This is a genomic window from Pseudomonas sp. DTU_2021_1001937_2_SI_NGA_ILE_001 (assembly GCF_032463525.1).
Classification (GTDB): Bacteria; Pseudomonadota; Gammaproteobacteria; order Pseudomonadales; family Pseudomonadaceae; genus Aquipseudomonas.
This window is the reverse complement of the sequence record NZ_CP135971.1, coordinates 476,461-497,383: the sequence shown is the minus strand read 5'-3', so window position 1 is coordinate 497,383 and position 20,923 is coordinate 476,461. Positions and strand designations below refer to the sequence as shown.

Sequence of the window (20,923 nt, the reverse complement as noted above, 5' to 3'; positions counted from 1 at the left end):
CGAGCCGATTTGCAGCAAATCGTGGCAACAGCTTGTGCCCCGCCCCCCAGCTGAGCAATAACGTGAAATTCAGCAAGCACTGAAAAAAATTCAGCACTCGATCCGCTCGACACCTTTACTGTTCGCTCACGTCCGCAGGCTCCCTGCTCAGGAAAAACCATGCCCAACCCCACCGACACCTCGCCCAACCTGCCTGCGCTCAAGGCTATCCAGGCCTTCGAGCAGACCGCGCGTTACGGCAACGTGGCCCGCGCGGCCGAACAGCTGAACCTCACGCCGTCGGCGGTCAGCCATCAATTGGCCAAGCTGGAATCGATGATCGGCCGTCAGTTGTTTCTGCGTAACGCCCGCGGGGTGACCCTGACCCCGGTGGGCGAGCAGTACCTGGCCGAGGTATCCGGTGTGCTGCACAGTCTGGCAGTGGCCACCGAGCGCGCCGCCAGCGACCGCAGCCTGGATTGCCTGCGCTTGCACGCCTCGCCCAGCTTCGGCTTCCTGTGGCTGATGCCGCGTATCGAACAGTTCCGCCAGAGCCACCCGGACATCCAGATCAACCTGTCGTGTTCCTACGAATCGCTGCATTTCAGCCGCGACAAGATCGACGTGGACATCCGCCACGGCCAGCCCAACTGGCCGACCCTGGAAGTGCGCAGCGTGCCCGATGAACATCTGTCGGTGATGGCTTCGCCCACGTTGCTGGCGAAACATCCGGTACAGGGCCCCGAAGACCTGCTGCACAGCCCGCTGGTGCTGTCGGAGGCCACGCTGGTCAACTGGCCGCAGTGGTTCGCCCAGCATGGCCTGTCACGGCCCGACAGCCCCTACCCGCTGAGCTTCGACCGTTCGTACATGGCCATGGAGGCGGCGCGCCTGGGTTTGGGCTTCGCCCTGGAGAGCACCCTGCTGGCGAAAGAGTTGCTGGCCAGGGGCGAACTGGTGGTCATCGAGCCGCAACGGCTCAGCGTGCCGGTGAGCGCGCACCATCTGGTATTCCCCAAGGCACACGCCGCGTTCCCCAGGGTCAGGCGCTTCCTGGAATGGATGCGCCAGGAACTGGGCCAGGACTTCAGGTATTGACGGCGGCGCCGGCAGGCACTGCTGCAGGTTGCGGGCGGTACAGCAGCCAGCGGTAGCAGGCCAGGCAGATCAGCCAGTCGATCAGCAGGGTCCAGACGTTATGGGAGAGAAAATGCGCGCCCTGCATCATCCGCCCCAAGGAAAACAGCACGCCCAGGCCGAGGGCCACGGCCAAGGCCACGCGCGCGGCACGCGGCTTGCGGTCACGTAGGGCGAAGAACAGCGCCAGCAGCGAAAAGCCGGTCGCCGCATGCCCGCCCGGCCAGCACAGCCCCGGCTTGAGGCTGGGTGCACGGTGGCTGAGCAGCGGCGTGTGGGTCTCGACACCCCCGAAATCGCTCAGGCTCCAGGGGCACTGCACCTGGGTAAGGTTCTTCAGCGGCGTGATGATGCCGGTCGACAGCCCCATGGCCAACACGATGTAACCCAGGGTACGGCGCCAGGGCCGCAGGCTGGCCACCACCCAGCTCGCCGCGAAGCCGACGGCGAACAGCACCGCCAGGATGATGACCACCTGCTTGGCGCGGTCATGCAATACGGTTTCCAGCCAGTAACTGTGGGCGCCGATGAAGCCCTGCCCCGGTACATAGAACAGGTTGGCCAGGAAGTAGTCCACGGCGGTGGGATCGAAAATCAGCAACAACACCATGATGCCGATGGGAATACCGGCGGCCAGCCGAAAGTTGAAGGGGCGTGAAACCGGGACCGTGGATGTTTCGGCCATGCAGGATGCTCCGCTGGATTACCGGGTAGGAAAGAATCGGAGTGTACGATTACTGCGGTCCGCTGTATGTGAATAGGTCGTGAGAAAAGTGTTCGTTCAGCTTCTCGACAGTCGGCGTGAGCGGCGTTGACATTTTTTCCACAAACCGTTGACGCTCATCGAACCGTTGGTGGTCTAGAGTCACTGTTGCCAACTCAAGAACGACCGCTGTTGCAATAACGGCGACCTGTGCATAGAACGAGCAACAATGAATATTCTAGTCATCGAAGACAACCGCGATATCCATGACAACCTGGTGGAGTTCCTGCAGCTCAAGGGGCATCAGGTCGAAGGCGCGCTGGACGGCCTGAGTGGCCTGCACCTGGCTGCCACAAAGCCTTTCGACGCGATCATCCTCGACATCATGCTGCCGGGCATCGACGGCAACCGTATCTGCCACAGCCTGCGCCAGCACTCGCGCTCGGACGTCACCATTCTGATGCTCAGCGCCCGCGACACCCTGGAAGACCGCCTGGTGGGCTTTTCTGCCGGGGCCGACGACTACGTGACCAAACCCTTTGCCATGACCGAAGTGCTGGCGCGCCTGGAGGCCATCGTCACCCGCCGCCTGGGCCAGGGCAACCGGGTGCTGAGCGTGGCCGACCTACGTTTCGACCTCGACACCCTGGAGGTCTCCAGGGGTGGCATACCCCTCAAGCTCAACCCCACGCACCTCAAGCTGCTGGAACTGCTGATGCGCCGCAGCCCGCACCTGGTGCAGCGCAAGGAGCTGGAGCAGGCGCTGTGGGGCAGCGACATGCCCAAGGGCGGCAGCCTGCGCAGCAACATCCATATTCTGCGCCGCACCCTGGACGGCGCCTTCGATACCGAACTGCTGCACACCGTGCATGGCCTTGGTTACAAGATCTGTACCGCGCAGGCGGCGGCAAGCTGAACCAAAGCTTTCTACATCCTGAACCAATGCTTTCAGCGCCGCATTAAACCGCGTCGGGCGCCATGTTTCGGTAGCCGGAGCGACAGACAAGTCTCGATACTTCCGTCGCTCTGGCGGTAATGCAATATCGGGCGCCTGCAGCAACTCGGGCACCTTATTTCAACTTTCATGAAAGTAAATCGACATGCTGAAGATCAAGGCCGTACGTCCTGAAGTCGTGACCGTTCTTGCCAGCCTCTACTTGCTGCTGGGTTTCAACTCGAAACTCTGGGCGCATGTATTCCAGGTCACCGCACCCGACCATACAGGGTTTGTACTGGGCATCGTGTTTGCCGCATTGATCTGGATTCTGTTCAACATTCTGCTGACCCTGGTGGCCTTTCGCGGTGTGTTGAAGCCGGTGCTGATCACCTTGTTCATGCTCAGTTCGGGCATCGCCTACTTCATGAATGAATATGGCGTGATCTTCGACGCCGCCATGTTCCGCAATGTCGCCGAGACCAATCCGACCGAAGCCCTGGCCCTGCTGTCGGGCAAGTTGTTCCTCTACATCGTCTTGCTGGGCGTATTGCCCTCCTGGCTGCTGTACAAGACCCCCATCCGTTATCGCCGCTGGCCGGCGGAACTGCTCAGCAAGGCGCTGGTGAGCGTCGGCTGCGCCGCCCTGCTGGGCGCCATGGCGATGATCAACTATCAGGGCCTGGCTTCGCTGTTTCGCAACCACCACGAACTGCGCCTGATGGTGGTGCCCAGCAACCTGGTGGGTGCGGCCTACGGTTACCTGCGTGAGCAAGTCGCCACCGCCGGCACCACGCTGCGCCCGACTGCCACTGATGCGCAGCGTGACCCGGCCAGCCTGCAGCGCCCGCACAAGTCGTTGACCGTGCTGGTAGTGGGTGAAAGTGCCCGCGCCGAAAACTTCGGCCTGCTCGGTTACGCCCGCGACACCACGCCCAAGTTGCGCGCCGAAGGTGATGTGATCGCTTTCGGTGACGTGTGGTCGTGCGGTACGGAAACTGCCGTGTCGGTGCCGTGCATGTTTTCCAACCTGGGCCGCAAGCGTTACGACGCCGCCACCGCCCGCACCCAGGAAGGCTTGCTCGACGTACTCAAGCGCGCCGGCTACGACGTGGTGTGGCTGGACAACCAGGCCGGCTGCAAAGGCACCTGCGATCGGGTGACCTTCCAGGACCTGAGCAACGACAAGGACCCGGCGCTGTGCGCCAACCACGAATGCCGCGACATGATTCTGCTGCGCGACCTGCAGAGTCGCCTGGACAACCTGCAGCACGACACCGTGCTGGTCCTGCACCAGATGGGCAGCCACGGTCCCGAGTACTACAAGCGCTACCCGGCCGAATTCGAGAAATTCACCCCGGTGTGCCAGAGCAATGCGCTGAACAACTGCTCGCGGGAAAACATCATCAACGGCTATGACAACACGCTGCTCTACACCGACCACGTGCTGGCCACACTGATCGATACCCTGCGCCGCAACCAGGACAAGGTCGACACCGCCATGCTGTACCTGTCCGACCATGGCGAGTCGCTGGGCGAGTACAACCTGTTCCTGCACGGCACGCCGTACATGGTCGCCCCCGAGCAACAACGGCATATCCCCATGGTGGCGTGGTTCTCACCCAGCTACCGGCAGTCGTTCGGTGTCGACACCGACTGCCTGCAGAACAACCGCAACCTGCCGCTGAGCCAGGACAACCTGTTCCATTCGATGCTGGGCCTGCTGGACGTGAAGACCAGCGAGTACCAGAAGTCGCTGGACATGTTTGCGGCGTGCCGCAAGCCGTCGGCCTGAAGCATGCGGCACTGTGAGGGTGGGATCGATTGAGGCGTCATACTGTCGGTCAAGCGCATCCCGTTCTGTTGGAGCTTGCTCGCGAAAAGCAGGCAAAGCCTGCCCCCTCACCGGGGCACCTGACGACTTGATCGCGAGCAAGCTCGCTCCAACGGTCTAACTGGCCAGTATTGGCTTCAGCCACGCAGAGGTGGGCTGGCCAGGCCAAGCACCGGCACAAATAAAACGGCACGGCCTCCGTCTGGAGGCCGTGCCGTTTTTGCTGCGCTCGATAAAGGGCCTGAATCAGGCTTCCAGCGCCCTCACCCGCTCACGGCGTGTTTCTTCGTCAGGCTGCTCGGTTGGCTGCAACACGAAGTCGAACTCGATCTCGGCAAAGCGCCCGCTGACGCCATGCTGCGCCGCACGTGCTGCGTCTTCGCTGAAATGGATCTGCGCGATCAGCTCGTCACGGGTGGCGTAGGCGAAATCGTCATGCAGGTAGGGGTCGCCTTCCAGGTTGATCTGCGTGGTCAGGTGCCGATGGCCCGGTGCGGAAATGAAGAAATGCACGTGCGCCGGACGCTGGCCATGGCGACCCAGCTGATCGAGCAGGCCCTGAGTCGGACCGTCCGGCGGGCAGCCGTAGCCGGACGGTACGATGCTGCGAAAACGGTAACGACCCTGGGCGTCGGTCTGGATGCGGCGGCGCAGGTTGAATTCCGACTGGCTCGGGTCGAAGTACGAATAGGTGCCTGCGGTGTTGGCATGCCACACATCGACGATGGCGTTGGCCAGTGGCTGGCCGTCGGTGTCACGCACCTGGCCCTGCATGAACAGCGGCGTGCCGGCATCGGTGCCGTCATCCAGGCGCGCTTCGTACTGGCTCAGCGGTGCACCGGCCACGTACAGCGGGCCTTCGATGGTGCGCGGGGTACCGCCCACGTGACCATTCTGCTCGTCTTCGGCGTCCAGCAGCAGGTCCAGGTAGTGCTCCAGACCCAAGCCGGCCACCAGCAGGCCGGCTTCCTGGCGGGCGCCCAGCTCGTTGAAGTAGTTCACCGCTTTCCAGAACTCTTCCGGGGTGATCTGCAGGTCTTCGATGATCTTGATCGAGTCGGTGAGAATACGGTGCACCACGGTCTTCATGCGCGGGTTGCCGGCATCCTGGTCGAAGCCCGAAGCGTTCTCGAAGAACTTCTGCACTTCAGCGGTGTGGGAGATACGTACGGTCATGGTGGTGGGTCCTCATCATTGTTCTTGTCAGACGTAGGTCGTGTTTTCGAGCCAGGCGGCTCAGCGGTCGTCGGCATGCACCGACGACGGATGGCGGCACAGCGGCGTGACTTCGATATCCATGTACGGGTAAAGCGGCAGTTGCATCAGGGTATCGTGCAGGGCCTGGTTGTCCGGCACGTCGAAAATGCTGAAGTTGGCATACAGGCCCGCAATGCGCCACAGATGACGCCAGGTGCCTTCGCGCTGCAGGCGCTGGGCCAGCTCCTTTTCATCGGCCTTGAGCTTGGCCGCCTGCTCGGCGGGCATGTCGACCGGTAGCTTGACGGTCATGCGCACGTGAAAAAGCATGGTGAGGCTCCTTATCGGTCAGGTTCAGCGGCGGGCGAAGCGCGCCAGGCGTTGTTCGTCCAGCTCCAGGCCCAGGCCTGGCGTGGTCGGGATCATCAGCTGGAAGTCGCGGTACAGTGGCGCTTCGACGAGGATGTCCTCGGTCAGCAGCAGCGGCCCGAACAGCTCGGTATGCCATTCCAGCTTGTCGAGGGTGGCGAAGGCATGCGCCGAGGCCAGCGTGCCGACACTGCCTTCGAGCATGGTGCCGCCGTACAGGCCGATACCGGCCGCCTCGGCAATCGCTGCGGTGCGCAGTACCGCACGCGGGCCGCCGGTCTTGGCGATCTTCAGGGCGAAGATCGGTGCCACGCCCAGCTGGGCCAGGGCAAAGCTGTCGGGCACCGACTCGATGGCTTCGTCAGCCATCAGCGGGATCGGGCTGTGCGCATTGAGGCGTGCCATGCCAGCGCGGTCGAAGCGCGACAGCGGCTGTTCGATCAGCTCGACACCGGCCTCGGCCAGGCGTCGGCTGGCGCTGATGGCCACGGCCTCGCTCCAGGCCTGGTTGATGTCCACGCGCACGCTGGCACGCTCGCCCAGGGCCTTCTTGATCGCCGCCACGTGGGCGATGTCGCGGGCCACGTCACCCGCGCCGATCTTCAGCTTGAAGTGGCGATGACGACGGCGGTCGAGCATCTGTTCGGCTTCGTCGATATCACGACCGGTGTCGCCGCTGGCCAGGGTCCAGGCCACTTCCACACCATCACGCACACGGCCGCCGAGCACTTCGGCCACTGGCAGGCCCAGGCGCTTGCCCTGGGCATCGAGCAAGGCGGTTTCCACCCCACTGCGGGCAAAGGTGTTGCCACGGATGCCACGGTCGACGCGCTGCATCGCGGCATTCAGGTTGGTGGCGTCCTGGCCGATCAGCAAGGGCGCGAACCAGGTGTCGATATTGATCTTGATGCTTTCCGGGCTCTCCCCGGCGTAGGCCAGGCCGCCGATGGTGGTGGCCTCGCCGATACCGACGATGCCATCGCTGCAGCGGATGCGCAGGATCACCAGGGTCTGCCCGTGCATGGTGTGCATGGCCAGCTTGTGCGGGCGGATGGTCGGCAGGTCGACGATCAGCGTCTCGAAGCTTTGTATTGTTATGGGTGCGCTCATGAAGCTATCCGGCTGTGGGTTGGGCGTGCAGCAAGATTGACCCTGCACGCCCGGCCGGTCCAATATTGATTAAGTCTCGCTCCATACCCAGGAGGTATCGTGGAACTGCGACATTTGCGTTATTTCCGGGTCGTCGCGCAAACCCTCAACTTCACCCGCGCTGCCGAACAGCTGAACATCGCCCAGCCGCCGCTGAGCCGGCAGATCCAGCAACTGGAGGATGAACTTGGGGTAGAGCTGCTGGAGCGCGCCCGCCCGCTGCGCCTCACCGAGGCCGGGCGTTTCTTCTATGAACACTCCTCGCAACTGCTGGAGCAGCTCAAGCGTATCAGTGACGATACCCGCCGGGTTGCCAACGGCAGCAAGCGCTGGCTGGGCATCGGCTTCGCGCCGTCGACCCTGTATGGCCAGCTGCCGGAGCTGATCCGCCGCCTGCGAGGCTTCGGTGACGTGGAGCTGGGGCTGTCGGAGCTGATTACCCTGCAACAGGTGGAAGCATTGAAGAGCGGGCGTATCGACATCGGCTTCGGGCGCATGCTGTTCGATGACCCGGCCATCACCCAGGAGGTGCTGCGCGAAGACCCGCTGGTGGCCGCCCTGCCTGCCGGCCACCCGCTGCTGGCCGGCCCGGCGAGCCTGCAACGACTGGCCCAAGAGCCCTTCGTGCTGTACCCCGGCAACCCGCGCCCCAGCTACGCCGATCATGTGCTGGGGCTGTTCAGCCGCCAGGGCCTGAGCATCCATGTGGCGCAGATGGCCAACGAACTGCAGACCGCCATCGGCCTGGTCGCCGCCGGCATCGGCATCACCCTGGTGCCCGCTTCGGTGCAGCGCCTGCACCGCGACGACATCGGCTACACCGAACTGCTCGACAGCCACGCCACCTCGCCCATCGTCATCAGCTACCGCCAGGGCGACAGCTCGGAACTGCTGCGCCAGTGCCTGCGCGAGGTGCGGGAGATGTGAAAAAGGCAAAGCCCTTTCAAATCAGAGCGGCTTCATGTCGGCTAAAGCCGGTTTCGGTTTGCAGCAACGGCTTTCAGCCGCGAAATCATCCCGGCTGAAGCCGGTCCCACCAAGTGCCCACGCATCAGAGACAGGCACACCGACCGAAACCGGGCCCTCGTCACAGCGTCCACTTCAGCGAGACCATCAGGTTGCGCGGGTCGCCGTACACGCCACTGCCCGAACCCGTTGGAATGCCCTGCCAGTACTTCTCGTCGAACAGGTTGTTGAGGTTGACCCGCGCATCCCAGTGTTCGTCGAAGCGGTAGCCGGCCATCAGGCCGACCACGGCGTAGGCATCCTGGGTGGCGTAGCCGCTGCCCACGCGGTTGAAGGTTTCGCTTTGTGCGAACACATCGGCACCCACGCGCCATTTCTCCAGGCTGCCGCCCAGGTGGTAGCTGGTGGCGGCCTTGAACAGGTGCTTGGGCTGGTTGGGCGCGAACAGGCGGCCCTCGTTGCGCAGGTTGGCGTCCTTGACGTACTGGCTGAGCACGTAGGTGTAGGAGGCGCTGAATTGCCAGTCGGGGGTCAGTGCGCCGCTCAGCTCGGCATCGATGCCACGGCTGCGCACTTCACCGGCGGCCTCGTAGCAGGTGCGGTTCTGCGACAGGCAGGTGGCCGGCTGGTTGGTCAGGGCGTAGGCGCGGTTTTCCTGCGTCATGTCGAATACTGCAAGGGACGCGTTCAGGCCGCCGTCGAAGTATTCGCCCTTGATCCCCACCTCGTAGCTCTCCCCGGTCATCGGGTCGAGCACCGAGCCGCTGGCATTCTGCTCGCTCTGCGGTTTGAAGATCTGCGTGTAGCTGGCGTACACCGAGTAGGTGTCGTTCAGGTCGTAGATCACCCCGGCGTAGGGCGTGACTTCCTGGGTGACCTTGTAGGTATCGCCGCTAACGCGGTTCTCATAGTCGTACCAGCTCAGGCGGCTGCCCAGAATCACGTGCAGCGGGTCGATGGGGTTGAGCCGCGCCGCAGCGTAGACACTCTTCTCGATACTGGTGTTGCGCCCGGCGTAAGGGTTGCGGTTGCCGGACGACGGCTTGGCGATGTGGTGATCGAAGTTGTAGGGGTCGATCGGCGTGCCCTGCCCCCACCAGCCACCAGCCTGGTCGAATTTCTCTTCACGGCGGCTGGCGCCGAACACCAGCTCGTGTTCACGCCCGAGCAGCTGGAACGGCCCGGACAGCGACGCATCCAGGTTGGTCTGGTCATCGGTGTTGAAGTACTGGCCGGAGTATTGCTCCAGGGTCGGACCGTTGTAGCCCAGGTAGCTGGAGAAGGTATCGGCCTCGGCCCAGATCTTCTGCCCCGCCAGCTTGGCGGTCCAGCCGTTGTCGAAACGATGGGTGATGTCGGAGAACAGCGTGTAGTTGTCCTTGTCCCAGTACGACCAGTCGTTGCTCAGGAAGGTCGAGCGCGACAGGTGCAGGTCTTCGCCGTTCGGCCCGCTGGGCAGGCTGCCCCAGTCGGAGGTGTTGTCGTCACGCTGCTTGGACGCGCCCAGCGTCCAGGTGGTGGCCTCGGACAGATCGGCCTCGATCACCCCGTAGAACAGCTGGCGCTCGTTTTCGCGCACGTCCTGGAAACTGTTCTTGGTTTCGTAGGCGGTGACCACGCGGCCACGCAGGGTGCCGGCGTCGTTGAGCTTGTTGGCGGCGTCCACTTCCAGGCGGTAGCGGTCCCAGCTACCGGCGCTGGCGGTGACACTGACCTGCGGGGTGGCGGTGGGCCGCTTGCGGACCAGATTGAGGGTCGCCGCCGGGCTGCCAGCACCGGTCATCAGGCCCGTGGCGCCGCGTACCACCTCGATACGGTCGTACATCGCCAGGTCGGCCGCAGAAATGGTGTCCTGGGTAAAACCGCCCACAGTGGTCGGTAGACCGTCGTACATCAGGTTGTCGATCTTGAAGCCCCGCGACAGATACTCCAGCCGGTCGGAACCATACTTGCGCAGGGTGATGCCCGGCGCGTACTTGACCAGGTCATTGAGGTCATTCATGCCCTGGTCTTCGATGCGTTGCCGGGTGATGACGCTGACCGACTGGGGTGTCTCGCGAATCGACAAGGGCAGCTTGGTGGCGGTGCTCATCGAACCGGTGGTGTAGGAATGGGTGCCTTCGGTGGTTGCCGCGTCCAGGCCGGCCTGTTCGGCATTGATGTTGAGGGTGTCGAGGGTCAAGGCCCCCGCAGAGCCTTGGGACGCAGCAATGACCCAGGCGGGCGCACTCAGGGCGATGACACCCGCCAGGGCGGGAAAGACAAGACGAGACATCGGAAAGATTCCTGCAAGAGCATGAAGGACTGCGGCCTAGGCGGGGTCGGGTCAGAAGCCCTATCGCCGGGAGGCCGGGCGCAGCGTTCGGAGGGGCAGGAATCTATCACCAATCAATGTCGCTAATGATAATGATTTTTACTTGCATAACTGTTTGTGCAGTTCACGACACTCGCTTTGTGCCCGCGCCAGAGCCGTCGCTTCGCTGCGAGGCACGAAATGCGCGGGCTGCGTTGGCCTTCGGCACAGCTCGCTTCGCATCAAATTGAAACATATTCGTCGATCGACACAGGCCTGGCGCAGCGCTCAGACCACGCTGTCGCGCTGCAGCGAGCTGGTGCCCAGCACGCCCGCCCCCGCCAGGCGCGCCACCAGTTGGGCGCGTGCTGCGCCGCCGCCGGCTCGCACGTAGTCCAGCTCGGCGGCGGTGATCAACACCACCGGCACCAATGTCACCGGCGACAGCGGCATATCCTCCAGCCGGGTCGGGAAATCCGGCCCCGGACCACCCAGCAATACACCAATGCAGTCGTCAGCGCTGACGAAACGCGCCGGTACCTGCGCGGCGATGCTGCGCGACTGGCTGACCCCCGGCAGCTCCAGCGACAGCACGCCGTACTGCTCCAGCTGATGGGTAATACCGCCAGCATCCGCCACGGTACTGGCCACGTGTTCGAGCAGCTCGAAGGCCCAACTGCCCTTCAGGGCATCCACCTGCCCGGCTTCGCCGCGCATCGTCTCGGGCAGGTCCGACGTCTCCAGGAACAGTTCCATTTCGAAGCCGTTGCCCATGCCTTCCACACCGTCGAACGGATCAGAGAGACCATCGGTGGCCAGCAGCAGCGATTCGCCCCGGCGCACCACCCGATACGCTTGGCGGGTACTCGGCCACTGCGCGCTACCACTGAGCCCGGGGCTGATCAGGTAGGTCAGCACATCGCTTTCCAGTTGCCCCACCGAACGCCAGTGGCGATCCATACGCTCATGACCGGCCTGACGCACTGCCTGTTGCAGCGTTTCGGCATCCTGGGAAGCGTCATTGGCCAAATCCGTGGCCGCCGGCAACGGAGCTGGAGATTTCTTGCGGGAAAACAGGCGGGAGAGAAATTTCATGCATGACCTGGCTGGAAGCTGGAACGACCTGTCCACTGAGACGCTACAGCGCCGCTATTGTTCAGATTGCCAGTGCCTGAAAACAGCGGCCTGGTAAACCTGCACGCCCAGCAATAAATACCCAAATAACATAATCAGACATAGATTTGATTTGTTATTTAAATATTAAAATATTCCAAAAAAGAATTTTCCCACTCTTTTTCATAACTATAAGATCAGCCTCGACTTCACCTTCGCTTGACCGGCCGCCTCCCGGATAGCGGCGTCACCCGAGCGACCCACCACCACCCGCCTCGCTCCAGAACCCACCGACAAGCGCCGCCTGCCTGCCACCGGCAGCGACGCTCGAGCCCAACTGCCAAGCCCGCCGCAAGCGGCCTGGCCACTGCCGTGATCTGGAACCACCCATGACCCTGACCGCCACCAAGCTGCACCGCTCTGCCCTGTCTATCCCCCAGACCAGCACCTTGTCGGGCCTGACCCTGGCCTGCCTGCTAGCCCCCGGCGCCTGGGCCGACACCCAGGATGACACCCGCCTGGAAACCGTGACGGTGATTTCCACCGGCGTTCGCGGCGCTCAGCGCACCGTGGCCGACAGCCCGACGCCCATCGACATCATCAACAGCGAACAACTGCTCAAGACCGGTCGCGCCGAGCTGTCGGAGGCCATCTCCAAGCTGCTGCCATCGTTCAACTTCGGCGCCAACACTTCGGGCTTCCAGTCCACCACCCGGCCCTTGACCAACCGTGGCCTGGGGCCGGCCTATACCCTGGTGCTGGTCAACGGCAAGCGCCGCCACAACGGCGCCATGCCCGCCGGCGGCAACATCGATACCAGTGGCGCCAACGCGGTGGACCTGGACCTGATCCCGATCAGCGCCGTGGAGCGCATCGAGGTGCTCAAGGACAGCGCAGCAGCGCAGTACGGCTCCGACGCCGTGGCCGGAGTGATCAACGTGATTCTCAAATCGTCGGCCAGCGGCGGGCATCTGGAAACCAGCTACGGCCGCCTTGGCGACGGCCAGGGTGAGAACATCAAGTTTGCGGGCGACAAAGGCCTGTCGCTCGGCGACGGCGGTTTCCTGCATGTCTCGGCGGACGCGCGCAAGCGCAACCAGGCATTCGTCTACGACAAGGCCGACGCCAACTACCGGGGCTATGCCCCCGGCGACACGCGCCAGGACAGCTGGGACCATCGCGCACTGAAGAACGGCGACCCCGACCTGGAAGCCTTCAACCTTGGCTACAACGCCGAACTGCCACTCACCGACAGCACCCGCGTGTATTCCTACGCCACCTATGGCGAACGCGACGCGACCATCTACAACAACAAGCGCCTGGCCTACAGCACCGCCTCGATTCCCGAGCGGTACCCGGACGGCTACGACCCGCTGAACAACATCAAGGACACCGACTGGCAGTGGCTGCTCGGCGGCAAGGGCGAGCTCGGCGCGTGGAACTGGGACCTCTCTACCACCTACGGGCGCAACCGCAACCACCACTCCAGCGACCTGACCATCAACCCCACGTACGGGCCGGCCTCGCCCACCTCGTTCGGCGACCTGGCGACCCTGCAGTTCGACCAATGGGTCAACAACCTCGACGTCACCCGGCATTTCGACAGCCTGCCGCTGCTGCCCTTCGCGGTGCAGGTGTCCGCCGGCCTGGAGCACCGCTGGGAACGCTTCCAGACCTTCGCCGGCTCGGCCGACGCCTACAGTGTGGGCAGCTACACCTACCCGCAGTTGCTCGCCGATGGCAGCCGCAACCCGCTGTACGACCTGAGTGTGCGCAGCGGCCTGAACGGCGGGCCGAGCCGCGGCGCCCAGGCTGCGCTGGTAATTCGCCCCGAAGACGAAGCCGACCTGGAGCGCAACAACTACGCCGCCTACCTGGACTTTGCCCTCAACCCCACCGAGCGCTGGTACATCGGCCTGGCCGGGCGCGTGGAGCACTACGACGACATCCAGAAGAACACCTTCGCGCTCAAGCTCAACTCGCGCTACGAGCTGACCGACACCCTGGCCGTGCGCGGCACCCTGGGCACCGGTTTCCGCGCCCCGTCGCTGACCCAGCTGGGCTATTCGGTGGCCGACAACCGCACCGGGGTCAACGCCCAAGGCGTGGTGGTGCCGGCGCTGCGCTATACCGCCACCCCCGGCAGCGCGCTGGCCAAGGCCTTCGGCGCCAGCGACCTGGACCCGGAAAAGACCCGCAACCTGGGGTTGGGCCTGACCTGGCAGCCGGCGCGGCGCACCAGCGTGACCCTGGACGCCTACGTGGTGGACATCGACGACCGCATCCTGCTGTCGCAGAACATCTATGACACCGGCAACGGCGCGGTGAACGGCATTCTGCGCTCGCTGGGCGTGGCCGAAGGTTCCTGGGTGAGCTACTACACCAACGCCTTCGACACCCGCACCCGTGGCCTCGACCTGGTCTTCGACCACAGCACCCCGCTGGGCGCGTTCGGCGACGTGCGCTGGAGCGCGGCGTTCAACTGGAACAAGACCACCATCGAAGGCAGCCGCAGCACCCCGGCCAACCTCGCTGCCTCCGGCATCGAGGTGATCGGCCACGCCGCCGAGGGCAACCTGGTGGCCGCCTCGCCGAAGACCAAATGGGTCCTGGGCGCCAACTGGCGCATCGAGCGCTTCGCGGTCAACCTGCAGACCACCCGCTACGGCAAGGTCGAGACCTGGGCCGACGACGCCCGCGCCGACCGCAGCTTCGACGCCAAGTGGATCACCGACCTGGACATCGCCTACTCGATCACCGACAACCTCACCGCCAGCGTGGGTGGCACCAACATCTTCAACGTCTACCCCGACCGCAACGGCGTGGTCGCCAGCCCTTCCAACGGCGGCCAGGGCATCTACGGCAACCCACCGTTCAGCCCCAACGGCGGCTTCTGGTACACCAAGCTGGCGTATGACTTCTGAGGAAAATACTAGGATGACGGGGCCTGTGCGCAATCGGTAACCACGGGAATGGCTTCAGCTGCAAGTGAACTGCCGCGGCTGAAGTCGGTCTCACCCCGCGCCATTGCCGAAGGCCGGAACTCCGGACACGGCACTGACAGCCTTTCAGCACCGCGAAGACCTAACTCAAGGAAGACTATGCCTGCTCTCTTTCGACTGATGGCGCTCGCCCCCCTGGCCGTCACACTCCATGGTTGCAGTATCAACGGCACCTATCCCGAGAGCACGAATCCGGAGGCGGCCAAGTTGCGTTACATATCGGGCAACTCCAGCGCCACACTTGATCTTTTCGACGGCGACCATTGCGCAGGCTGGACGACCGGATTACTCAATAACCTGTTTGTGGCCGATACACGCAAACGGGTGGATATGATCGTTCCACCCCCCGCAGGGACCAAAAGTTATTACGAGCTTCGCATGGAGCCCGGAAAGCCTGTGTATTTCCGAGTCAATACACAAAACAATGCTACGCAGTGCTCTGTCGCGTTCAACCTGACACCCCAGCCTGGCTCAGAGTACGAGCTCAGCTTCAAAGAAAGGCCAGGTCTATGCGTTGCGCAATTTGTGCGCCTGCAAAAAGTCGGTGGCGAATATCGGCGTCAGCACTACCCCATGGTCAACGAGGCTCCTGACGCGTGTCTGGGCAAGAACCCGCTGTTTCCAAAGCCGCCTACGGCGTTGCCCGATACGGCAGAGCGAGCGGAACTTATTGAGCAGATCATGCGTGACAGCTTTCCTCCCCGGTTGAAGATGCTCAGCCGAGTCAAGTTTATCGCCGTGCAGGACCAGGAGCCTGTTGAGACACAGATAGCCAAGCGCAAACATGAAGTGGGATTCGAATTACCCGACAGTTACTGGGAAAAATATCGAGCCAACCTGAGAGCTTACGCCGAAGCGCTCAGTCAGATCGAAAAGCGTGTTGACGCTCGTTTTGAAGCGGACAGCCTTACTCTGCTACGCAGCGTCAGCACAGAGCAATTGAGCGTTTGGGCTGGAAAAACCCACGACCGAAACTTGAAAAGTCGGGAAAAACGCCTCAAGGATGCCGAGTTCTATCACGGGTATGTTGCGCAACAGACGTTTGCGCAGATCCAGCTGGAGCACCTGCAAAAAATGGCGCAACTCGATCAGACCGCCGGTGTATGTGAGCACTACGCAGGCTGCTGGCGACTTTAATACCTTTAAAGATCAGGCGATGGGAGCGAGCTTGCCCGCGAAGGCTGAGTCACACTCGCAGCCGATGCGCCGAACTTGCCGACCTGTTGTAGGGTGAAGCAGCTCCCACCAAAAGCTTGACGCCGATATCGACTCCGCGTTGCCTCAGAGGCTGGTCGGCCCCGGCATCAGGTCATAGGGGTGCTGCCAGCCCGGCAGGATCTGGATGCGCGCCTTCCAGGCCTGGACATGCGGGAAGTCGTGCATGTCCAGGCCGGTGTCTTCGGGCATGAACACATAGCCGGCCAGCGACAGATCAGCGATGGTCAGGCGCTCGCCGACCAGGAACGGCGTCTTGGCCAGGTGGGCATCGACGACCTGGTAAGCCGCCCGCGCACGCTCGCGCAAGAAGCGCGTCACGTCGGTCTCGCCGCTTTTCTGGATGCCGTACAGAAAGCGCAAGGTGGCGTAATAGCTGGTGAACTTGTGGTTGTCGAACAGCATCCAGCGCCAGATTTCCTGTTTTTCCTCGGGCGTTTGCGCGCCAAACTGGCCGGTGACTTCGGCCAGGTAATCGAGGATCAGCGCGGATTGGCTCAGGCGCTGGCCACGGTGTTCCAGCACCGGTACTTCGCCCTGCTCGTTGACCGTGTCGCGCCAGGCCTGGGTTTTGGTCTCGCCATTGAGAAAGTCGACGAACACCGCTTCCCAGGGCTTCTGAGCCAAGGTCAGAAACAGCGCGACCTTGTAGGCGTTGCCGGAGAGTGCGAAGCAGTGCAGTTTGAATTCGGACATATCGGCCCCTGAGCCTGGTATTGAAAGCCTGGGACAGTAGCACGGCGTGATCCGGGAGTAGATGTCGATGGGCGAGCAAGCCCAATACTGGTCAGACCGTGGGAGCGAGCTTGCTCGCGAAGGCGGCGTCGACTTCACAGCCGATTCAGCGACTTTGCCAGCTTCTCGCGAGCAAGCCCGGACCTGCGGGCTTGCCCGGTCATTCAGCCGGGGGGCCTAGAGACGCGCGCCGGGCCATTGGTCGATGAGCTGGCCGATCACACTCTGGGCCAGCCCGATCAGGTGCGAGGTGGCCATGGCCAGGTCGCGAGGCTGACCATGCAGGCCGTCGCCGCACTCGAAGGCCGTGGCGCTGGCGCAACGCAGCAGATCCCAGGCCTGGCTGAGCTGCTCTTCGACATTGAGGGGTGGTGGATTGGGGCTGGGCTGAGTGGCGGGGACCGGTGGGTCGGGGACGATCTTTTTCATGGCAACTTCCTTCTCGTTTTACAGGAATTGCCAACCATGCCGCGGCCAAGCGGACAAGGTGGCAACGGTACAAGGGTTGGCCGACCGGAGAGAAGGCATCCGGCACACCCGAGGGTGTCCCTTGTACAGTTGCCATAACACGCACGCGAACGGACCCCGTCCACGACGACAAGCGACTGCATCCTTTCTCTGGCTGGGCGGCCAAGCCCTGCCGCTGTTTCCAGCGACGGCAGGCAGCCTAGAGAGCGAATCGGGCAGGCGCAAGCGGCCGGGATTTTCTAGGAAATTTCCCTCAAGGAAAAGGGAGGCGTCTTGCAATCAGGCCACAGTCCCGCTGATCAGATCAATCCAGGAGCCGCCCTCTTGGCGCCCTATGGACCGAAGGCTGCAAACCCATGTTGCAGCCAGCACGATGAATACGATCAATCAAACCGAATGCTTCGACAGCCGCGCACTTGCACGCGGACTGCGCATCCCGATAGAACGCATTCGAATGAATGGAATCTGTAGAGCTTGGCGCTCCTGATCGGGCTACCAGCATTTCACACAACACACCATGCGGATGTTGAGTCAAACATACGGCTACAACATAGTCGCGGTAATTAAAGCTATACGCACAGGGCTGACTTTTCACGGCCAGAATTCCTCCTACAACGACAGACGCGACACTTCATAGGCGCCTACAAGTTTCATCCCAGCCGAACCGTGTCAATGAATAAAAGCCCTTAGATGGGCAATCCCAGTCCTGCTGATGTAACCCAAGAGAATATAAAGCGGACACCTGCGGCATCTGATATTGATGCCAATTCATTCGAGGGGATGGGAGGACTGCTCACTCCCCCATCTGATGGTCAGGCAACAGTCTTTCGGCGAAGCTGCAAGTTAGTTGTCATCGCTGCCACGACCTCCGCCATGACTATGCTGCCCGCCAACGCGTCCCGCTTCGGAAGCCTTTTCCCGGTCATTGGCGAAATTTCCGCCGGAATTCTGCCCGCCCTTGCGGCCGGCCTCGGCTGCTCGCTCGGGATCGTTGGCGAAGTTTCCACCCGAATTCTGCCCGCCTTTGCGCCCGGCTTCAGCCGCCCGCTCTGGATCATTGGCGAAGTTGCCGCCAGAATTCTGCCCGCCTTTCTTGCCGGCCTCGGAGGCTTTTTCCCGGTCGTTGGCGAAGTTTCCAGCATTACCTTGATTTTCACGATCATCTTGATTACGAGCCATGATGTATTCCTCGTTACGATCACACAGGACATTCTGTGTTCAGCTGTGACACACCCCTCGTGTACTTACTTCAAATAAATCAGGGTCGCCTGACCAACGGCATAACGCCGCCTTATTAAATGGCCAATACATATCAAACAGCCACTTAGATCATGGCCATTCTTGCTGTCGACCAAAAGCGTTCAAGTAACGACCGCTGATCTGTAATCCCCATGTATCAACTAACGACTGCTAGCCTCACGAATATATTCATCACGCCCGTGCACAGGTGTTTTATGTCTTTTACAGCGCTTTCTGGCCCCGCTGCGATCAGGTTTTGCTGCCAATACAGCGGTCAGCCCAGGAGCCAGACCGCCCTGATCAGGTCGCTGGTCAGCATCGACAAATGCGCGATCGCCCAGATCGCCAGGCTGAGCCTGCTATCCGACTTTCAGGTGCCACACGGCAGCAATTACCTGGAAATCCTGCTGGATAACGGCATCTATCTCGAAGGTTCCATCGGCATGGTGCAGCCCCAGGACAGAGGCAACGTGATCCTGTTCAGCATCGAGTACCACGAGAATCTCGACATGCCCAGAAGCAGAGCGTGAGCGGTCCTGCCACCGCCCCTGCGGTAACAGAAGCCCCCATCCCCGACTGCGACCGCCCTTGAAAGAAACCATCCACTGCCAAGGCGCGGTCGCCGCAAAGCACCGCTTGAAGGCATCCGCTTACCCGATTTTTAGCGACGATCACCGATCTTGCCCGCTTATCACCTACCTATTCAGATAGCCATGAGCCATGAGACCGCTCATCGCAGATTCTCGCAAATAGAACGAACGCGGCAGCGCTCGACCTGCTCAACCTTTGTGTAGGGCGTATCACGCTCTACCCAATCTTCGCCACAGAACCGAGGAATCCAGCATGGCCAAATCAGCACGCACTACTGTCGACGACCTGTTCATTCACGAGCTTTCAGACGTCTACAGCGCGGAAAAGCAGATCACCAAAGCCTTGCCAAGACTGGCACGCGCCGCCACCAACCCGCTGCTCAAGGAAGCGTTCGAAGCGCACCTGGAAGAAACCCAAGGGCAGATCGAGCGCATCGACCAACTGGTCGAGAACGCCGGGCTGAAGCTCAAGCGCATGAAGTGTGCGGCCATGGAGGGCCTGGTGGAGGAAAGCAAGGAACTGCTCGACGAGATCGAAAAAGGCGAAGTACTGGACGCTGCCTTGATCGGCGCGGCGCAAAAGGTCGAGCACTACGAAATCGCCAGTTACGGCACCTTGATCGCCATGGCCAATCAGTTGGGTATGAAAGACGCGACCAAGCTGCTCAAGGAAACCCTCGCCGAAGAAAAAGGCGCCGACGAGAAGTTGACCGCAATCGCCGAGCAAGGCGGCAACCAGGCCGCCACCCTGGCGAGCCAGGAAAAATAACACTTGAACTCTTAGCTAGACGATGAAGAGGTAGATCATGTTTATCCATAACAAGCGTCTGCAATACACCGTCCGCGTGGCCAACCCCAACCCAGGCCTGGCCAACCTGCTGCTGGAGCAATTCGGCGGCCCACAGGGCGAACTGGCCGCCGCCGCCCGCTATTTCACCCAAGGCCTGAGCGAGGAAGATGCCGGGCGCAAGGACTTGCTGCTGGACATTGCCACCGAAGAGTTGAGCCACTTGGAGGTGATCGGCTCGATCATCGTCATGCTCAACCGTGGCGCCAAAGGCCGCATGGCCGAAGGCGTCGAGCAGGAAGGCGAGCTGTATCGTTCACTCACCGGCGCAGGCAATGACTCGCACGTGACCAGCCTGCTGTATGGCGGAGGCGCGCCGCTGGTGAACTCGGCAGGCGTGCCCTGGACCGCCGCCTATGTCGACACCATCGGCGAGCCGACGGCGGATTTTCGGTCCAACATCGCCGCCGAAGCGCGGGCCAAGATCGTCTACGAACGCCTGATGAACGTGACCGACGACCCCGGTATCAAGGACGCCCTGGGCTTTCTCATGACCCGGGAAATCGCCCACCAGCTGTCTTTCGAGAAAGCGCTGCATGCCATTCAGCCCAATTTCCCGCAAGGCAAGTTGCCGGGTGACCCGCAGTTCACCCGCAAGTACTTCAACCTCTCCCAGGGCGAACCCAGCGTGCGTGGGCCATGGAACGGCGACGAGTTCGAGTACGTCGAGGATCCGCAGCCAGCCGTGGATGGCGGCGACGGCCTGGCGAGCGTCACGCTGTCGGCCGAAGAGGAAACCACACTGGCCAACATGAAGCGGCGCACCGAGTCAGACCCTGACAGCCTGCCCATCACCGGCGCGGAAATGGGCTCGGGCCTCGCCCAGGGCAAAGCCGCGGAACAACCTTGATGAGGAGCGTCGACATGCAGACCCTACCCCGCGAAATCGAGCTGGGCGCGCAGCTGATGCAGCGCTTTGGCGAGTCGTTCGACCATTACAGCGCCGAAGCCCATGGCCTGAGGTCGGCCTTCAAGGCCCGTCAGATGGTCAAGGCATTCAGCGCGATGAAGCCCAAGCTTCGACGAGCATGACCCGCTACTGAAACGCGCAAGACATTGCCCGCAGCAATGCGGGCCTTTTTAACGCCATGCATTGGACGCTCCCCTGTCACTTTGGCCGAACACGTCGCTCGACGCTTCTCTCATCGACCCA

Annotated in this window: 19 protein-coding genes; 10 read left to right on the top strand and 9 right to left on the bottom strand. The window is 62.2% G+C overall.

Going from position 1 to position 20,923, the window contains the following annotated elements; translation table 11 throughout:
• The first annotated feature begins 159 nt into the window (after positions 1–159).
• Positions 160–1,077, top strand: a complete 918-nt coding sequence (locus RRX38_RS02100) for a LysR substrate-binding domain-containing protein (protein ID WP_315961297.1) — start codon at positions 160–162, stop codon at positions 1,075–1,077.
• On the opposite strand, the gene RRX38_RS02095 is transcribed toward RRX38_RS02100, so the two are convergent.
• Complete coding sequence (locus tag RRX38_RS02095; protein ID WP_315961296.1) at positions 1,067–1,801, bottom strand: phosphatase PAP2 family protein; 735 nt, start codon at positions 1,799–1,801, stop codon at positions 1,067–1,069. The two genes, RRX38_RS02100 and RRX38_RS02095, sit on opposite strands and share 11 nt — an antisense overlap.
• Positions 1,802–2,048: 247 nt before the next feature.
• On the opposite strand from RRX38_RS02095, the gene RRX38_RS02090 reads away from it, so the two are divergent.
• Together RRX38_RS02090 and RRX38_RS02085 are read left to right on the top strand one after the other, a co-directional pair.
• Positions 2,049–2,735, top strand: coding sequence for a response regulator transcription factor (locus RRX38_RS02090; protein WP_295477900.1), 687 nt, complete (start codon positions 2,049–2,051; stop codon positions 2,733–2,735).
• Positions 2,736–2,919: 184 nt separating this feature from the next.
• Positions 2,920–4,548 carry a phosphoethanolamine--lipid A transferase gene (locus tag RRX38_RS02085; RefSeq protein WP_315961295.1) on the top strand — a complete coding sequence of 543 codons (1,629 nt, stop codon included), beginning with the start codon at positions 2,920–2,922 and terminating at the stop codon, positions 4,546–4,548.
• Between the two features lie 285 nt (positions 4,549–4,833).
• Here the strand turns inward: RRX38_RS02085 and catA are convergent, their stop codons facing one another.
• From catA to RRX38_RS02070, 3 genes are read right to left on the bottom strand one after another with little or no spacing between them, the layout of a single operon-like run.
• Positions 4,834–5,763, bottom strand: a complete 930-nt coding sequence (gene catA / locus RRX38_RS02080; RefSeq protein ID WP_295477895.1) for a catechol 1,2-dioxygenase — start codon at positions 5,761–5,763, stop codon at positions 4,834–4,836.
• Between the two features lie 60 nt (positions 5,764–5,823).
• Positions 5,824–6,114 carry a muconolactone Delta-isomerase gene (catC, locus tag RRX38_RS02075; protein ID WP_295477892.1) on the bottom strand — a complete coding sequence of 97 codons (291 nt, stop codon included), beginning with the start codon at positions 6,112–6,114 and terminating at the stop codon, positions 5,824–5,826.
• A gap of 24 nt (positions 6,115–6,138) precedes the next feature.
• Complete coding sequence (locus RRX38_RS02070; RefSeq protein WP_315961294.1) at positions 6,139–7,263, bottom strand: muconate cycloisomerase family protein; 1,125 nt, start codon at positions 7,261–7,263, stop codon at positions 6,139–6,141.
• 99 nt (positions 7,264–7,362) lie between these two features.
• On the opposite strand from RRX38_RS02070, the gene RRX38_RS02065 reads away from it, so the two are divergent.
• On the top strand, positions 7,363–8,229 hold the full coding sequence (locus RRX38_RS02065; protein ID WP_315961293.1) for a LysR family transcriptional regulator: 867 nt from the start codon (positions 7,363–7,365) through the stop codon (positions 8,227–8,229).
• A gap of 160 nt (positions 8,230–8,389) precedes the next feature.
• Here the strand turns inward: RRX38_RS02065 and RRX38_RS02060 are convergent, their stop codons facing one another.
• On the bottom strand, positions 8,390–10,543 hold the full coding sequence (locus RRX38_RS02060) for a TonB-dependent siderophore receptor (RefSeq protein WP_315961292.1): 2,154 nt from the start codon (positions 10,541–10,543) through the stop codon (positions 8,390–8,392).
• 306 nt (positions 10,544–10,849) lie between these two features.
• The gene (locus RRX38_RS02055) at positions 10,850–11,656 is read right to left on the bottom strand and encodes a Suppressor of fused protein (SUFU) (RefSeq protein ID WP_315961291.1); all 807 of its coding nucleotides are present in this window, start codon (positions 11,654–11,656) and stop codon (positions 10,850–10,852) included.
• A 407-nt stretch (positions 11,657–12,063) separates the two neighbouring features.
• On the opposite strand from RRX38_RS02055, the gene RRX38_RS02050 reads away from it, so the two are divergent.
• The gene (locus tag RRX38_RS02050) at positions 12,064–14,598 is read left to right on the top strand and encodes a TonB-dependent receptor (protein WP_315961290.1); all 2,535 of its coding nucleotides are present in this window, start codon (positions 12,064–12,066) and stop codon (positions 14,596–14,598) included.
• Between the two features lie 177 nt (positions 14,599–14,775).
• The gene (locus RRX38_RS02045) at positions 14,776–15,813 is read left to right on the top strand and encodes a hypothetical protein (protein WP_315961289.1); all 1,038 of its coding nucleotides are present in this window, start codon (positions 14,776–14,778) and stop codon (positions 15,811–15,813) included.
• 144 nt (positions 15,814–15,957) lie between these two features.
• On the opposite strand, the gene RRX38_RS02040 is transcribed toward RRX38_RS02045, so the two are convergent.
• From RRX38_RS02040 to RRX38_RS02030, 3 genes are all read right to left on the bottom strand, one after another.
• Positions 15,958–16,587: a glutathione S-transferase gene (locus RRX38_RS02040; RefSeq protein WP_315961288.1), complete on the bottom strand. Its 630-nt coding sequence runs from the start codon at positions 16,585–16,587 to the stop codon at positions 15,958–15,960.
• A 216-nt stretch (positions 16,588–16,803) separates the two neighbouring features.
• Positions 16,804–17,055: a DUF6124 family protein gene (locus tag RRX38_RS02035; RefSeq protein ID WP_315961287.1), complete on the bottom strand. Its 252-nt coding sequence runs from the start codon at positions 17,053–17,055 to the stop codon at positions 16,804–16,806.
• A gap of 882 nt (positions 17,056–17,937) precedes the next feature.
• Positions 17,938–18,273 carry a general stress protein gene (locus RRX38_RS02030; protein ID WP_315961286.1) on the bottom strand — a complete coding sequence of 112 codons (336 nt, stop codon included), beginning with the start codon at positions 18,271–18,273 and terminating at the stop codon, positions 17,938–17,940.
• Positions 18,274–18,485: 212 nt separating this feature from the next.
• On the opposite strand from RRX38_RS02030, the gene RRX38_RS02025 reads away from it, so the two are divergent.
• From RRX38_RS02025 to RRX38_RS02010, 4 genes are all read left to right on the top strand, one after another.
• On the top strand, positions 18,486–18,863 hold the full coding sequence (locus tag RRX38_RS02025) for a hypothetical protein (protein ID WP_315961285.1): 378 nt from the start codon (positions 18,486–18,488) through the stop codon (positions 18,861–18,863).
• 313 nt (positions 18,864–19,176) lie between these two features.
• Positions 19,177–19,692 (top strand): ferritin-like domain-containing protein, encoded by a 516-nt coding sequence (locus tag RRX38_RS02020; protein ID WP_315961284.1) that lies wholly within the window; start codon positions 19,177–19,179, stop codon positions 19,690–19,692.
• 37 nt (positions 19,693–19,729) lie between these two features.
• Entirely contained in the window at positions 19,730–20,620 is an 891-nt protein-coding gene (locus RRX38_RS02015; RefSeq protein WP_315961283.1) for a manganese catalase family protein, read from the top strand.
• Between the two features lie 14 nt (positions 20,621–20,634).
• Positions 20,635–20,802 (top strand): hypothetical protein, encoded by a 168-nt coding sequence (locus RRX38_RS02010; protein ID WP_315961282.1) that lies wholly within the window; start codon positions 20,635–20,637, stop codon positions 20,800–20,802.
• Positions 20,803–20,923 lie beyond the last annotated feature (121 nt).